The organism is Pseudomonas sp. Z3-8 (genome assembly GCF_051131975.1).
Lineage (GTDB): Bacteria > Pseudomonadota > Gammaproteobacteria > Pseudomonadales > Pseudomonadaceae > Aquipseudomonas.
The window spans coordinates 3,606,219-3,618,863 of sequence record NZ_CP071643.1; the positions used below are offsets into that span (position 1 = coordinate 3,606,219).

Below are 12,645 nucleotides of genomic sequence, written 5' to 3' on the forward strand. Positions count from 1 at the left end.
AAAAATTGAAAGGCTGCAAGGCAAGAGGCCGTCAGGCGTAGGCCTTGATCGACGGCGCCATCTGCGAGGCGTTGTAGTTGAGGATTCGCCCATCGGCTTCGACGCCGTAACGGCCGTTGAGCGACTCCAGCGGCAGGCCATAAAGATGGAAATGCAGGGTCGGTTGCTCGCCTGCGACCCGAATGCCATGCAGGTCCTCGCCAAGGAAAGCGATGGAGGTTCCAGGCTGCACGATCACTTCCTTTTCCAAGTGCAGCGTGGTGAATCCAGGCTCGCGTCCTTCGTCATCACGCTGGTAGACGTAGTTGATTTCCTGGCCTTCGATGGCGCTGATGATGGCCCAGGTCTCATGGTTATGGGGGATGGTGCTTTTGCCCGGCAGCAGCGAGTTCAGGTACAGCGTCGGGGTGTCGCCGTCATCGTTGAGGCGATAGCGAAACGCGGTGCTGCCCTGCCCCGGCTGCGGCGCCGGGAACGCCTCGAAATTGAACAGGTCGCGGCGTTCGGCCAGGCCTTCCAGCAGCACGACGATCTGCTTGAGCGCGGCGCGGTCGACGCCACGCTGATGGATGACGCGCACTTGCTTGAGGAAGCCCTCGATCACATCGGCACGGTTACGGGTATTCATGGCAGGTTCCTTTTCAGACGGACAGGCTATAGCGGCTCAGGTTGGTCAACAGATACGGGTCGTCCTGGACGAGAGGCGGCCGGCGCCCCGGGTCGCCCAGGGCGTGGCGCAGGAATTCCCGGGTGCGCTCGCTGGCGGGATGCTGGAAGACTTGGGCGGCGCTACCGTGCTCGACGATCACGCCGTTCTCGGTGAAATAGACGACGTCGCTGATCTCTTCGGCGAAGCGCATTTCATGGGTCACCAGCACGCAGGTCATGCCCTCCTCGGTCAGCTCGCGAATCACCGTCAACACTTCGCCGACGGTTTCCGGATCGAGGGCCGAGGTCACTTCATCGAACAGAATCAGCTCCGGGCGCATCGCCAGCGCGCGGGCGATCGCCACGCGTTGCTGCTGGCCGCCCGAGAGTTGCCCCGGATAGGCGTCGGCCTTGTGCTCCATGCGCACCTTGGCGAGCAAGGCCCGCGCGTCCTTTTCGGCATCGCTGCGGTTGCGGCCGAGCACCTTGCGCGGCGCGATCACCAGGTTCTCCAATACCGACAGGTGCGGGAACAGGTTGTACTGCTGGAACACGAACCCGACGCGCTTGCGCAGTTCGATGCGCTGGGCCTCCTGGGCCAGCGTATGGACCTCGGTGGCACCGACACGGATGCTGCCACGCTGGGGCTGCAGCAGCCCGGTGATGCAACGCAGGATTGTCGACTTGCCCGAGCCGGACGGACCGATGATCGACACGGCCTGACCACGGCGTACGTCCAGGTCGATGCCCTTGAGCACCGGGTTGCTGCCGAACGACAGGTGCAGGTCGCGCAGGCTGACGAGGGGCTCGGCGACGGTTTCAGTAGAAGGCATAACGTCGCTCCAGGTATTGGGTAAGACGGGAAATCGGGTAGCAGTAGGCAAAGAACAGCACCAGCAGGCTCAGGTAGATCAGCACGGTGAAGCCCGTCAGGTTCACGGTGTTGCTGGCGATCTGCGCGGTATCGATCACGTCATGCACGCCCACCAGCGAGGCCAGCGCGGTGCCCATGGTGATCACCGCATAGAGGTTCATCCACGGCGGCAACATGCGCTTGAAGCACTGGGGCAGGATGATCGAGCGAAAAATCTGCCCACGGTTGAACGCCAAAGATCGCGCGGCCTCCCATTGGGTGCTGGGGATCGAGGCGATGGCGCCACGGAAGATTTCCGCGACATTCGCACTGGCCGGCAGGGCCAGGCCGAGGGTCACCTTGACCCAGTCGGGAAACGCGACATAGGCCGTGCCAATGCGAATCTCGAACGGGAACACATAGGTGGTGAAATAGATCAGCACCAGCCAGGGCGCATTACGAAAGACCTGCACCCAGATCCGCGCCGGCCAGTGCAACAGCCGCAGCGGCGACAGCACCATGGCGCCTACCAGCAGCCCCATCACCGAGCCGAGACCGATGGCCAGCAGGCTGATGAGGATGTTCTGGCCAAACCCTGCGACCAACGCCGGCGACCATTGCCACAGCGCCTTGAGCACCGGGCTGTTCGGCGCGAGATAAGCCAGCCAGCACAGCGCTCCCAGCCCCAGCAGCAATTTGCCGAGATGGCGCCGCGGCCAGGCCACGGGCAGGACAGCGGAGGAATCAATGGCCATAACCGGGCATCCTCAGGCGGGCTTCGAGCCAGCGCCCGACGCAATTGACGGTAAAACTCAGCAGGCCGAAAAACGCCAGGATCAAAATCATCAGCTCCAGCACGTTGTCGCTCTGGGTCCAGATCATGATCGCCGCGTAGGTGATGTCGCCTACCGCGATGGCCGAGGCCACGGCGGTCATTTTCACCAGGTCGATCAGGTTGTTGATCAGCGACGGCAAGGCAAAACGCAGGGCCAGGGGCAGTTGCACGCTCCACAACAATTGGCGGTGGTTGAAAGCCAGTGAACTGGCCGCCTCCAGGGTCACCGTCGGCACCGCTTCGATGCCGGCACGCAGGGCCTCGGCGTGGAAGGCGCCTTTGTGCAGCGAGATCACGATCACCACCCACGCGAAGGGCGTCAGCGGGTTGGCCGCGCCGACGGCCTGGGTCAGCAGCATGTTCAGCACCAGGAAGGCGCAATACAGCTGCACCAGCGTCGGCGTGTTGCGGGTGACTTCGATAAACACTCGCGCAGGTCTGGCCAGCCAAGGCTTGCCGGAAGTCAACAGGGCGGCCAATCCGACACCCGCCAGCAAGCTGCCGGCAATCGTCAGCAGGCACAGCCACAGGGTGGTCAGCGCGCCCTGCTCCAGCGTGCCGCGCTGATAGGCGTCGAGCAGAAAGTTGTAGTTGAGGCCGAGCCCGGCGCTCCACTGGACGAGTTGCTCCAGCCAATGGCTCATGGCTCGCGCCTCAATTTGCCGCAGGCGTGGGCGATACGCCGCCCCGCTTCGGCGACGGTTTCGGTCGCCGTGGCGATGGACAGGCGGAACCACGGCGACAAGCCATAAGCACTGCCCGCGACGCCGGCGACGCCCTCTTCCAGCAGATACGCAACCACATCGGCGTCGTGCTGCAGGCGCTGGCCGTCCGGGCGATAGCGCCCCAGCAGCCCGGCGCAGCAGACAAAAACGAAAAAGCCACCTTGCGGCTCAAGCACTTCAAGGCCTGCGACATCACGCAAGCGGCTCACCAGCACATCGCGGCGCTGACGATAGGCCGCGACCTGTTCCGGCAGAAAATCCAGGCCACCCTCGAACGCCGCCAGCGCCGCCGCCTGCCCGACCGAGGAAGCCCCCGAGGTGGATTGCGATTGCACCACGCTCATGGCGTCGGTCAGCGCCTGCGGTCCGGCGCCGAAACCGATGCGCCAGCCGGTCATGGCATAGGTTTTCGAGACCCCGCCCACCACCAGGCAGCGTGATTGCAAATCCGCCGCGACATTGAGGAGGCTCTGGACGGCAAACCCGTCGAAACGAATATGTTCGTAGAGTTCATCCAGCAGAATCAGCACGTCGGGATATCGGCGCAGCACCTGGGCCAGGCCTTGCAGTTCGGCTTCGCTGTACACCGCACCGCTGGGGTTGCCAGGGCTGTTGAGGATCAGCCAGCGAGTGCGCTCGCCGATATGCTGCTCAAGCTGTCGTGGCGTGAGCTTGCAACCCTGCTCCAACCCGCACTCGATGAACACCGGCACGCCGCCATTAAAACGCACGCTGTCCGGAAAGGACGGCCAGTACGGCGTCGGCACCAGCACTTCGTCGCCATCATCGAGGGTCGCAGCGAAGGCGTTGAAAATGATCTGCTTCGCACCGTTGGCAATCACGATGGAGGCCAGCGGATAGTCCAGTTGGTTCTCCCTGCGCAGCTTGGCTTGCACCGCCACACGCAAGGCTTTCACGCCCGGCGTCGGGGTGTACTTGGTGGCCCCGGCCGCAATGGCGGCACAGGCCGCTTGCTTGATGTGCACCGGCGTGTCGAAATCCGGCTCGCCGGTGGTCAGGTCGAGAATGTCCCGACCGGCTTCACGCAGGGCCGTGGCACGGGACTTGGCGGCGGCATTGGCGGACAGCGAGACACGCTGCACGCGCTGGGACAGATGGAGCGTCATGGCCGCGCCTCCTCCAGTACCTTGCCCGGATTGAGCAGATTGCGTGGGTCCAGCGCTTGCTTGATCCGGCGCATCAGGTCCAGTTCTACGGCACTTTTGTAGCGCCCCAACTCGTTCACCTTGCGCTGGCCGATGCCGTGTTCGGCACTGATCGAGCCACCATGAGCATGGGCGCTGTCGTGCACCCGCTGACTGAGCGCGGCGTAATGGGCCATGTGTGCGTCAATCGTGGAGTCCAGCGGATGGGCAACGTTGTAATGCAGGTTGCCATCGCCCAGATGCCCGAAGGTGTAATGCCGCACGCCGGGAAAATGTTGCTGGAGCAACGCATCGGTATGGGCAACGAACGCGACGACCTGAGAAATCGGCACAGAGATGTCATGTTTCATGTTGCGACCGGCACGCTTTTGCGCATCGCTGATGTTCTCCCGCAGTTGCCAGAATGCCTGGCTCTGGACGAGGTTCTCGGCGATCAGCGCATCGGCCAGCAGCTGCTGTTCGAAGGCTTCGCCCAGCACCTGTTCGAAGATTTCCCGGGCATGGTTTTCGCTGTGGTTATCCGACAGCTCCAACAGCGCGAACCAAGGCTGGCGAGCATTGGCGAAGGGCCGCGGACCATCGGGACACTGCTCGCGCAACAGCGCAAGACACTCGGCGCTCAGCAGCTCGAACGCCGTCAGGCTGGCACCAAAACCGGCACGGGCATGGGACAACAACGCCACCGCCTGCTCCAGGGAGTCGAACGCCAGTAGCGCGGTGGCCTGCGCCTTGGGCAGCGGAAACAATTTCAGCGTCGCGGCGGTGATAATGCCGAGCGTGCCTTCGCTGCCGATGAACAGGTCCCGCAGGTCGTAGCCGGTATTGTCCTTGCGCAAGCCGCGCAAACCGTTCCAGATTTCACCCTCGGCGGTTACGACTTCCAGGCCCAGGGTCAGTTCACGGGCATTGCCGTAGCGCAGCACCGCGGTGCCGCCGGCGTTGGTCCCCAGGTTGCCGCCGAGGGTGCAACTGCCTTCGGCGCCAAGGCTCAAGGGGAACAGGCGTCCGGCCTGGCGGGCAACGTCCTGGACGGTTTGCAGGATGCAGCCCGCCTCGACGGTGAGGGTGTCATTGTCGGTGTCCACGGCGCGGATCCGGTTCATCCGATCGAGCAACAGCAACACCGAGCGGCCGCTGGCATCCGGGGTGGCGCCGCCCATCAGTCCGGTGTTGCCGCCCTGCACCACCACCGGCGTAGCCGTCGCGGCGCAAGCCCGGACCACCGCCGCGACTTCTTCGGTGCTGCCCGGATGGACCGCGGCGATTACTCGCCCGACGTAACGCCCCTGTTTGTCGGTCAGGTACGGCGCGGCTTCCTCGCCGCGTTGCACATGCCTGGCGCCCAGCAGGGCCTGCAAGGTCAAAAAGAGTGAATGGCTCATGGCTGCGAGGCCAAGGGAGCCGCACCTTGATACCTGGCGTGCAGATCACGCAGGGCCTGGGACGGTGCCATGCCGGTGCGCTCGCCGAGTTCGATCAGCCAACCGCTGCGATGCCAGTCGCGCACGACAGCATCGAGTCTGGCCTGGGTGTCGTGCTCGCCCTTGCGCAGCCAGATCACCGAATTCGAAGGAATCAGGTCCCCCGGCAGCGGGATCTCAAAGCCTGACCACTCGGCTTCGCTCAACAGTGCGTGCATGGTCGGGCTCACGTGCACCGCAGCCACGCAGCCATTGCCGCGAAGCGACAACAGCGACTCGGACTGGCTGCGAAAAGCCTTGATCTGTGCGCCATAGGTTTCTTGCAGCGGCTTGATGAAATTGCTGCCCTGGGACACGCACACCGGTTTGCCCTTGAGGTCGGCCCATTGCGCTATGCCGGCCCCCTTGCGTATCAGCGCCGCGCCACCGACCTCTTCATAAGGTGTCGGCACGTAGTCGAGAATCTCGCCGCGTTCTTCGGTGAACTGCATGTTGGCGATCAGGATGTCGACTTTGCCCTGCTGCAAGAATTGCACGCGGTTCGGCGCAAGCACGGAAACGGTCTGCGTCTCCACCCCCAGCGCCTTGCCGATGCCCTGGGCCAACTCGACGTTATAGCCCCGGTGCTCGCCGGTCTTGGGGTCGATGGTGCCGAACGGCGCGCCGCTGAGCATCACCCCGACGCTGATGGCGTGGCGCTGCTCGATCTTGTCCAGCGTGGCGTCCGCCTGGGCCAGGCTGGCAGCGCAGCCGGCAGTCAAGGCCAGGCACAGGGCGGCCAGCGTTCGAGGGGAGAAAAATGAAGACATGGGCGATTACCTTGCGCGTCGGTCGAGGGTCGTTGAGAAAGCTGCAAGCGCCGCTGCTCAGGCGCCGTTGGCCTGGAACTGCTTTTGCAACTCGACCAGGGCGGGTGACGCCGGGGTGATGCGATTACGGGCCTGGGCGTCGATCAACCAGCCGCTGCGGTGCAATTGCTTGATGATCGGATCGAGCCTGGCCTGGGTATCGTTTTCGCCTTTGCGCGTCCAGATCACCGAGGGGGCCGGGTTCAGCTCCGGGCTCAGGGCGCGGTAGCCCTGCCATTCGGCGATGTCGGCAATTAGTGGATTGATCAACGTGGCGTCATGCACGGCGGCAACACAGTTGTTGCCCCGTAACGCCAGCAGCGACTCCGAGGAGCTCTTGAAGGCCTTGATCTGCACGCCCAACTCGGTGAGCGGCTTGATGTAGCTGCTGCCCTGGGAGGTGCATACCGGTTGATTCTTCAGATCTTCCCAGCGGCTGATCCGGCTGTCCTTGAGCACCGCCGCGGTGCCGCCGACACGGTAGAACGGCGTAGGCACGAACCCGAGGATTTCACCGCGCTCGGTGGTCCATTCCATGTTGGCAATCAACAGATCGACTTTGCCCTGCTGCAGAAACTGCACGCGGTTGGCGGGCAATACCGGCACCAGTTGCACCTCGGCGCCGAGTTGCCGGCCCAGTTCCTGGGCGAGGTCAACGTTGAGGCCGCGAGGTTTCTGGGTAGCGGGGTCAATGCCGCCGAACGGGCCGCCGGACAGCAGCACGCCAACCACCAACTCGTGGCGCTGCTCGATCTTCTCCAGGGTGGCGTCGGCCTGGGCAATGTCGACGGCTGCCAACGAGACCAAGGCGCCCAGCAACACAGGCAGGAGATGTTTGACAGGTGAGCGCTCGAACAACATGGATTTCCCCTCATGGATGATCGGCGTACCCCGACCTGATGAGTGGGCATCCTAGGTACCGCTTGGAGCCAACGGAAATGCAGATATCTCATATCGTTATAACTCGCCCGGTTTGGTTTACAGGCGAAAAACATATAACCGTTATTTTATTAGCCCACAGCGAAGTTCACGTAAAGGAAATGCAATCAATACATAAAAAACTGTAATGTTTAGGTTTTCAGTCTTGATATGAAGCGATAGCCATGGCGACCCTGGATCTCGAATTGCTGCGCACCTTCATCGCCGTGGTCGATCACCACAGCTTTGCCGAAGCCGGTGCCCGACTGGCCCGCACGCAATCTTCAGTCACCCAGCATATGCAGCGCCTGGAACAGCAGGTCGGGGTCACGTTGTTCGAAAAACGTGGCCGGCAAAAGCAGCTCACCGAAGCGGGCCAGCAGTTGCTGCGGCACGCGCGGCAGATGCTGTCGCTCAACGACGATGCGCTCAATTCCCTGCGCGAAAGCAGCCTTAGCGGTGTGTTGCGTATCGGCTCGCCCCACGATATTGCTGACACGATCCTGCCGCCGATCCTCAGCCACATCGCCCGCTCGGCCCCGCGCCTGCGCCTGGAAATCGATGTCGGCCGCAGCCCATTCCTGATGGACGACCTGCATCGCGGCAAGGTCGACATGGTCATTTCCACCCGCCAGGATCCGAACCTCGAAGGCTTCGCCTTGCGTACCTCACCGGTGTGGTGGATCTGCTCGGCGCAGTACCTCCACAACCCCGCCGAACCGCTGCCGCTGATCCTCGTGGACGAGCCGAGCATCTATCGGCGCTATGCCCTCGAAGCCCTGGAGCGCGCCAATATCCCCTGGCGCCAGGCCTACCTGGCCTCGAACCTGATCGGCATCAAGGCCGCGACCCGCGCCGGCCTGGGCGTCACGCCCCGCAGCATGGAAATGCTCGGCCCGGACATGCGTGTGCTCGGCGAGAACGATGGGCTGCCGCGACTGCCGGATGTGACCTATCACCTGTGGATCCGGCCGAACACCGTCAACGCACTGGTGCGCCGGGCTTATGAGCTGATCAGGAACAATCAGGGGCATTGAGTCATCACTGCCCAGGCTCAGCGCAATCACCCTATCCCAGCGGGCAGACAGGCACGTTCAGTTGGTTGCCGGAGCCCAATCAGTTCTGCTGGACATGCCTGCGCGGTGGCTACGCCCTGGACAGTGCCAGGGCGCATCGCGGATCAATTGACCCTCGATATCGTCCGGGCGTTGAAAGGACTTTTGAGCAGCCGTCATGCCTGCCCTCCCTGTCCATCAGCCAGCGCCGCGCCGTTGAGGTAATGGTCGCCCAGCAGCCGACGCTGGGTCAGTAACGCCGGCTCGGCTGCATCCGGCAACGGCCGCGGCAAGCTGCGCCCGGCCAGCTCGAAGAATAGATGCGCACCGACACGCGCCGCCTCGGCAGCAGCCAGACGAAAGGCAATGGCGGACGATTGGGAAGCGTTGGCGCGTTCGAGCAACGCATCGGCGGCGTCGATGCGGATACGCAGGTTGCCGACCGCGGCGACCACCAGGGCTTCATGTCGCGCGCTCTGCCCGCGCAGGTAGTCAAGGAGAGCCGCCTCGACGTGGCGGGCATGGACGAGGTCGCTGCGACCCTGGGAGTGTGAATGGGACATGCTCGATACCTCAGTTCCAGGAGTGACGTTGCGGCTTGATGTCGTTGAGAAGCTGGTTGCCGACCAGGTGATATTTCCAGCGCACCGGGTCATGGAGGGTATGGGTCCGCGCATTGCGCCAGAACCGGTCCAGGCCCTGGCTGGCCGAGACGCTGCGCGTGCCGCCCAGCTCCAACAGGCGGCTGGAAGCCTCAAGGGCAATCTCGGTGGACAGCACCTTGGCCTGGCCTACGACCACAGAGGCTTCGGCGACCCGTTCCTCACTGGGCTCGGCAACCGCAAGATCGACCGCTTGGGCCGCGCGCTGCAAAATCGCCTCGGCCGCTTGCAGCCGCCAGGCCAGCTCGCCGATCAGCGCTTGGCCTAGCGGATCCTGCCAACCGTGTTGCAGGCCGCTGTCGACCCAAGGACGCGCCTGGCGGGCGACACGCAGGGTCTCGGCGAAGGCACCCCGGGCAATGCCGGTGTCCACCGCGGCCTGGATGATCTGCGAAATCGGGCCATCGGAAGTGGGCTGGTCATAGGCTTTCCAAGCAGGTACCACGTCGCGGGCAGGCACGCGTACGCCTTCGATGCGCACCTGGCCGCTGGCGGTGATGCGTTGGCCGAAACCGTCCCAACTGTCGATTACCGTCAATCCGGCGGCATCGCGCGGAACCAGCGCGATATGTACATGCCCCGCCTCGTCCACCCCGGCAACCGGCACGATATGGGCGAACAATGCGCCGGTGCAGTAGGCCTTTTCGCCGTCGAGCACCGCCGTGTCGCCATCGAAGCGGATCTGCGTCTGGAAGGTCGTAACGTATTGGCTTCGCGCTTCGGAAAAAGCGTTACCAAAGCGATACCCCTGGAGCACCTTGGCGTAGTAGCGCCGCTTCTGCTCTTCGCTGCCGGTCAAGCCGAGATTGCTGAGCACGCCGAAATGGTTTTGCGGCAACTGGCCGAGGGATGAATCGGCCGCGGAAATGATGGCGATCACTTCGCTGAGGGTGACATAGGACACCCCGGCGCCACCGTAGGCCTTCGGCACGCTGATCGCCCACAACCCGCTTTCGGAAAAGCGTTCGAGTTCTTCCCAGGGCAGACGTCGGTCGCGGTCGCGGGTTGCCGCCTCGCGAGCGAAATCCCCGGCCACACGGTGCGCCACCTCGATCGCCTCGGCGTCGCTGCGAATGAGATGGGCCGGGCGCCGAGGCACCGGACGAACCTGCTCGGATGGATCAATAGTCGCTGAATGGCTCATGTGTTGCTCCTTTCGTAACGGGTTCATCAACAGCCAGAGCACAGTCCGTACCAACCCTCTAAACCCTTTTTTTTCAAAGAGTTGTGAACCAGCAGCGGGTTGGACAAAGCCCCTGCAACAGCAAACTGCGGATTCACTGTTGCCCACAAGACAGCGGGAAACCGGCACTCAACCGGTCTTGCCGCCCAGATAGAAATGCTGGATGTCTTCCCGCGCCGCCAACTCCGCACCGCTGCCCTCACCCACGACCCGACCGTTTTCCAGGACGTAGGCGTAGGTGGCATGGCGCAGCGCAACGTTGATGTTCTGTTCGGCCACCAGGAAGCTCATGCCTTCCTGGGCATTGAGCTGGGCGACGATGGCAAAAATCTCCTCGACGAGGATCGGCGCCAGCCCCATCGAAGGTTCATCCAGCAATACCAGCCGAGGTCGGGTCATCAGCGCCCGACCGATGGCAAGCATTTGCTGCTCGCCGCCGGATGTCAGCCCGGCCTGGGTCTTGCGCTTGGTCTTGAGACGAGGGAACCAGGCGTAGATGCGCTCCAGATCCTGTTCCAGTTCCCGGCGCGTCGGGTTACGCAGGAAACCGCCGGTACGCAGGTTGTCCTCGACGGTCAGGTGGGCGAACACGTGGCGCCCCTCCAGCACATGGACAATGCCTTGGCGGGCCAGCAGGTTGGCGGCGACGCCGGCGGTATCCTGCCCCTGGAAAGTGATCCGGCCGCGGCTGACTTGCGCACGGTCAGCCTGGACCAACCCGGAAATGGCCTTGAGCGTGGTGCTCTTGCCAGCCCCGTTGGCGCCCAGCAGCGCAACGATGTCGCCCTGCCCGACCCGCAGGGAAACCCCGGCCACGGCGAGGATCGCGCCGTCGTAGATGACTTCGATGTCGTGCACCGCCAGCAACTCGCTGCTTGCTGTGCCCGCAAGGGCCGCAATGGTCATGGGTTGTTCCTCCTCGTGCGCACGGCTACTGCGCCGCGCAATCGCGGGCCGTTACGCCCTTTTCTTTCGCATATTCGGCGGCCTTGGCGTCGATCAATGGGCGCAACGTCGCGCGGTCGGCCTGGACCCAGTCGGTGATCAGTTTCCATTGCTGGCCGTCCCATTGTTGTACCTTGGCTGCCCCGCCACCTTCATGGTCGCTGCAAGACAGCTTCAGCGGCTGCATCAGTCCAAGGAAACCGATCTCCTTGAGACGCGCGTCATCGAGGTCGAGATGCTCCAGGCCCCAGCGACCTTCCTCACCGTTGAGCGGACGATTGCCGAACTTTTTCTGCCCGGTGCGGATCGCCTCGACGGCAATGGCGGCATTCACCAGGCCGGAGTTGTAATAGACGCTGCCGAAACTCTTCGGATCCTTGAGATCGCTCTTGCCGGTATCGAGGATGTACTGGCGAATGCGTTGGTGGATGTCGAAATCTGCACCGCCTGGATAGGGTGTCAACGCCAGGTAGCCCTTGCCGGCCTCACCGGCCGGCAACACGTCCTCGTTGGAACTGGCCCAGATGTCACCGACGATGCGCTCCACCGGGTAGCCGAAACGCGCCGCGGTCTTGATCGCCACCGGCGTGGATACACCCCAGGTACGCAGGAACACCCAGTCCGGCTTGAGCTGCCGCACCTGGCGCCACTGCCCGGCCTGTTCGTTGCCCGGATCCGCCACCGCGATCTGGATGTTCTCGAAGCCATACTTCTGCGCCAGCAGAGCCAGCGGCCCCTGGGTTTCCCGACCATAGGCCGAGTCATGGTAGACGGTGGCGATCTTCTTGCCCTTGAGCCTGTCCAGCCCGCCCTCGCGCTCAGCCACGTAATTGATGAATGCCGAGGCCTCGCTGTAGAACGTCAGCATGGCCGGGAAATTGTAGGGAAACACCCTGCCATCGGTGGCCTCGGTACGGCCATAGCCGAGGGTGATCAGCGGAATCCGGTCGGCTTCGGCCTTGTCCGCGAGGGCATAGGCCGCCGGTGCACCGTTGGGCTGGTAGACCGCCACCGGCGCGCCGTTAAGGCCGTTCTTGAAGCGCTCGTAGCACTCGATGCCTTTTTCCGCCGTCCATTCGGTCTCGCACTCCTGCCAGACCAGCTTGACACCGTTGATCCCACCTTCCACCTCGTTGATGTAGCGCAGATAGTCGATCATTCCGGCCCACACTGGAATGCCGCTGGAGGCATAGGCCCCGACCCGGTAGGTGGCCAGGGGGAAGAACTGTTCGTTGGCCGCCTGGGCAACCGGTACCAGCGTTGCGCAGGCGCCCAGTGCCAGGCCGATGGCAGCGAGGCTGCGTTTTAAAGTTGCATGCATGTTGGTCTTCTCGATTGGGTCTTGTGCAGTGTTGGAAACCTCCTTTCCCTCGGTAGGGTCAAGGT

Annotated in this window: 13 protein-coding genes; 1 reads left to right on the forward strand and 12 read right to left on the reverse strand. The window is 63.4% G+C overall.

Features of this window, described 5'->3' with window-relative positions; all coding sequences use genetic code 11:
* Positions 1-31: 31 nt before the first annotated feature.
* From J3P94_RS16235 to J3P94_RS16270, 8 genes are read right to left on the reverse strand one after another with little or no spacing between them, the layout of a single operon-like run.
* A complete protein-coding gene (locus J3P94_RS16235) occupies positions 32-628 on the reverse strand; it encodes a cysteine dioxygenase (RefSeq protein WP_434568792.1) in 597 nt (198 codons plus the stop codon).
* 13 nt (positions 629-641) lie between these two features.
* On the reverse strand, positions 642-1,481 hold the full coding sequence (locus tag J3P94_RS16240; RefSeq protein ID WP_434568793.1) for an amino acid ABC transporter ATP-binding protein: 840 nt from the start codon (positions 1,479-1,481) through the stop codon (positions 642-644).
* A complete protein-coding gene (locus J3P94_RS16245; protein WP_434568794.1) occupies positions 1,468-2,256 on the reverse strand; it encodes an amino acid ABC transporter permease in 789 nt (262 codons plus the stop codon). Before J3P94_RS16245 ends, J3P94_RS16240 begins: the two co-directional genes overlap by 14 nt.
* The gene (locus tag J3P94_RS16250; RefSeq protein ID WP_434568795.1) at positions 2,246-2,980 is read right to left on the reverse strand and encodes an amino acid ABC transporter permease; all 735 of its coding nucleotides are present in this window, start codon (positions 2,978-2,980) and stop codon (positions 2,246-2,248) included. The genes J3P94_RS16245 and J3P94_RS16250 overlap by 11 nt, the downstream gene beginning before the upstream one ends.
* Entirely contained in the window at positions 2,977-4,188 is a 1,212-nt protein-coding gene (locus tag J3P94_RS16255; RefSeq protein ID WP_434568796.1) for an aminotransferase class I/II-fold pyridoxal phosphate-dependent enzyme, read from the reverse strand. The genes J3P94_RS16250 and J3P94_RS16255 overlap by 4 nt, the downstream gene beginning before the upstream one ends.
* Positions 4,185-5,609 carry an FAD-binding oxidoreductase gene (locus J3P94_RS16260; RefSeq protein ID WP_434568797.1) on the reverse strand — a complete coding sequence of 475 codons (1,425 nt, stop codon included), beginning with the start codon at positions 5,607-5,609 and terminating at the stop codon, positions 4,185-4,187. Before J3P94_RS16260 ends, J3P94_RS16255 begins: the two co-directional genes overlap by 4 nt.
* Positions 5,606-6,457: a transporter substrate-binding domain-containing protein gene (locus J3P94_RS16265; RefSeq protein WP_434568798.1), complete on the reverse strand. Its 852-nt coding sequence runs from the start codon at positions 6,455-6,457 to the stop codon at positions 5,606-5,608. The genes J3P94_RS16260 and J3P94_RS16265 overlap by 4 nt, the downstream gene beginning before the upstream one ends.
* Positions 6,458-6,514: 57 nt before the next feature.
* Positions 6,515-7,357 (reverse strand): transporter substrate-binding domain-containing protein, encoded by an 843-nt coding sequence (locus J3P94_RS16270; protein ID WP_434568799.1) that lies wholly within the window; start codon positions 7,355-7,357, stop codon positions 6,515-6,517.
* 242 nt (positions 7,358-7,599) lie between these two features.
* Between J3P94_RS16270 and J3P94_RS16275 the strand changes: the two genes are divergently transcribed.
* The gene (locus tag J3P94_RS16275; RefSeq protein WP_434568800.1) at positions 7,600-8,451 is read left to right on the forward strand and encodes a LysR substrate-binding domain-containing protein; all 852 of its coding nucleotides are present in this window, start codon (positions 7,600-7,602) and stop codon (positions 8,449-8,451) included.
* Between the two features lie 194 nt (positions 8,452-8,645).
* Here the strand turns inward: J3P94_RS16275 and J3P94_RS16280 are convergent, their stop codons facing one another.
* The 4 genes from J3P94_RS16280 to J3P94_RS16295 all read right to left on the reverse strand — a co-directional run bounded on the left by J3P94_RS16280 (position 8,646) and on the right by J3P94_RS16295 (position 12,580).
* A complete protein-coding gene (locus tag J3P94_RS16280; RefSeq protein WP_434568801.1) occupies positions 8,646-9,032 on the reverse strand; it encodes a hypothetical protein in 387 nt (128 codons plus the stop codon).
* Positions 9,033-9,042: 10 nt separating this feature from the next.
* Positions 9,043-10,275: an SfnB family sulfur acquisition oxidoreductase gene (locus J3P94_RS16285; RefSeq protein ID WP_434568802.1), complete on the reverse strand. Its 1,233-nt coding sequence runs from the start codon at positions 10,273-10,275 to the stop codon at positions 9,043-9,045.
* Between the two features lie 168 nt (positions 10,276-10,443).
* Positions 10,444-11,220, reverse strand: coding sequence for an ABC transporter ATP-binding protein (locus J3P94_RS16290; RefSeq protein ID WP_434568803.1), 777 nt, complete (start codon positions 11,218-11,220; stop codon positions 10,444-10,446).
* A gap of 25 nt (positions 11,221-11,245) precedes the next feature.
* Positions 11,246-12,580 carry an ABC transporter substrate-binding protein gene (locus tag J3P94_RS16295; RefSeq protein WP_434568804.1) on the reverse strand — a complete coding sequence of 445 codons (1,335 nt, stop codon included), beginning with the start codon at positions 12,578-12,580 and terminating at the stop codon, positions 11,246-11,248.
* Between the last annotated feature and the right edge of the window lie 65 nt (positions 12,581-12,645).

Coding starts and splice junctions, on each gene's coding strand:
- J3P94_RS16235 (WP_434568792.1), bottom strand. CDS start 628: ATGAATACCCGTAACCGTGCCGATGTGATCGAGGGCTTCCTCAAGCAA.
- J3P94_RS16240 (WP_434568793.1), bottom strand. CDS start 1,481: ATGCCTTCTACTGAAACCGTCGCCGAGCCCCTCGTCAGCCTGCGCGAC.
- J3P94_RS16245 (WP_434568794.1), bottom strand. CDS start 2,256: ATGGCCATTGATTCCTCCGCTGTCCTGCCCGTGGCCTGGCCGCGGCGC.
- J3P94_RS16250 (WP_434568795.1), bottom strand. CDS start 2,980: ATGAGCCATTGGCTGGAGCAACTCGTCCAGTGGAGCGCCGGGCTCGGC.
- J3P94_RS16255 (WP_434568796.1), bottom strand. CDS start 4,188: ATGACGCTCCATCTGTCCCAGCGCGTGCAGCGTGTCTCGCTGTCCGCC.
- J3P94_RS16260 (WP_434568797.1), bottom strand. CDS start 5,609: ATGAGCCATTCACTCTTTTTGACCTTGCAGGCCCTGCTGGGCGCCAGG.
- J3P94_RS16265 (WP_434568798.1), bottom strand. CDS start 6,457: ATGTCTTCATTTTTCTCCCCTCGAACGCTGGCCGCCCTGTGCCTGGCC.
- J3P94_RS16270 (WP_434568799.1), bottom strand. CDS start 7,357: ATGTTGTTCGAGCGCTCACCTGTCAAACATCTCCTGCCTGTGTTGCTG.
- J3P94_RS16275 (WP_434568800.1), top strand. CDS start 7,600: ATGGCGACCCTGGATCTCGAATTGCTGCGCACCTTCATCGCCGTGGTC.
- J3P94_RS16280 (WP_434568801.1), bottom strand. CDS start 9,032: ATGTCCCATTCACACTCCCAGGGTCGCAGCGACCTCGTCCATGCCCGC.
- J3P94_RS16285 (WP_434568802.1), bottom strand. CDS start 10,275: ATGAGCCATTCAGCGACTATTGATCCATCCGAGCAGGTTCGTCCGGTG.
- J3P94_RS16290 (WP_434568803.1), bottom strand. CDS start 11,220: ATGACCATTGCGGCCCTTGCGGGCACAGCAAGCAGCGAGTTGCTGGCG.
- J3P94_RS16295 (WP_434568804.1), bottom strand. CDS start 12,580: ATGCATGCAACTTTAAAACGCAGCCTCGCTGCCATCGGCCTGGCACTG.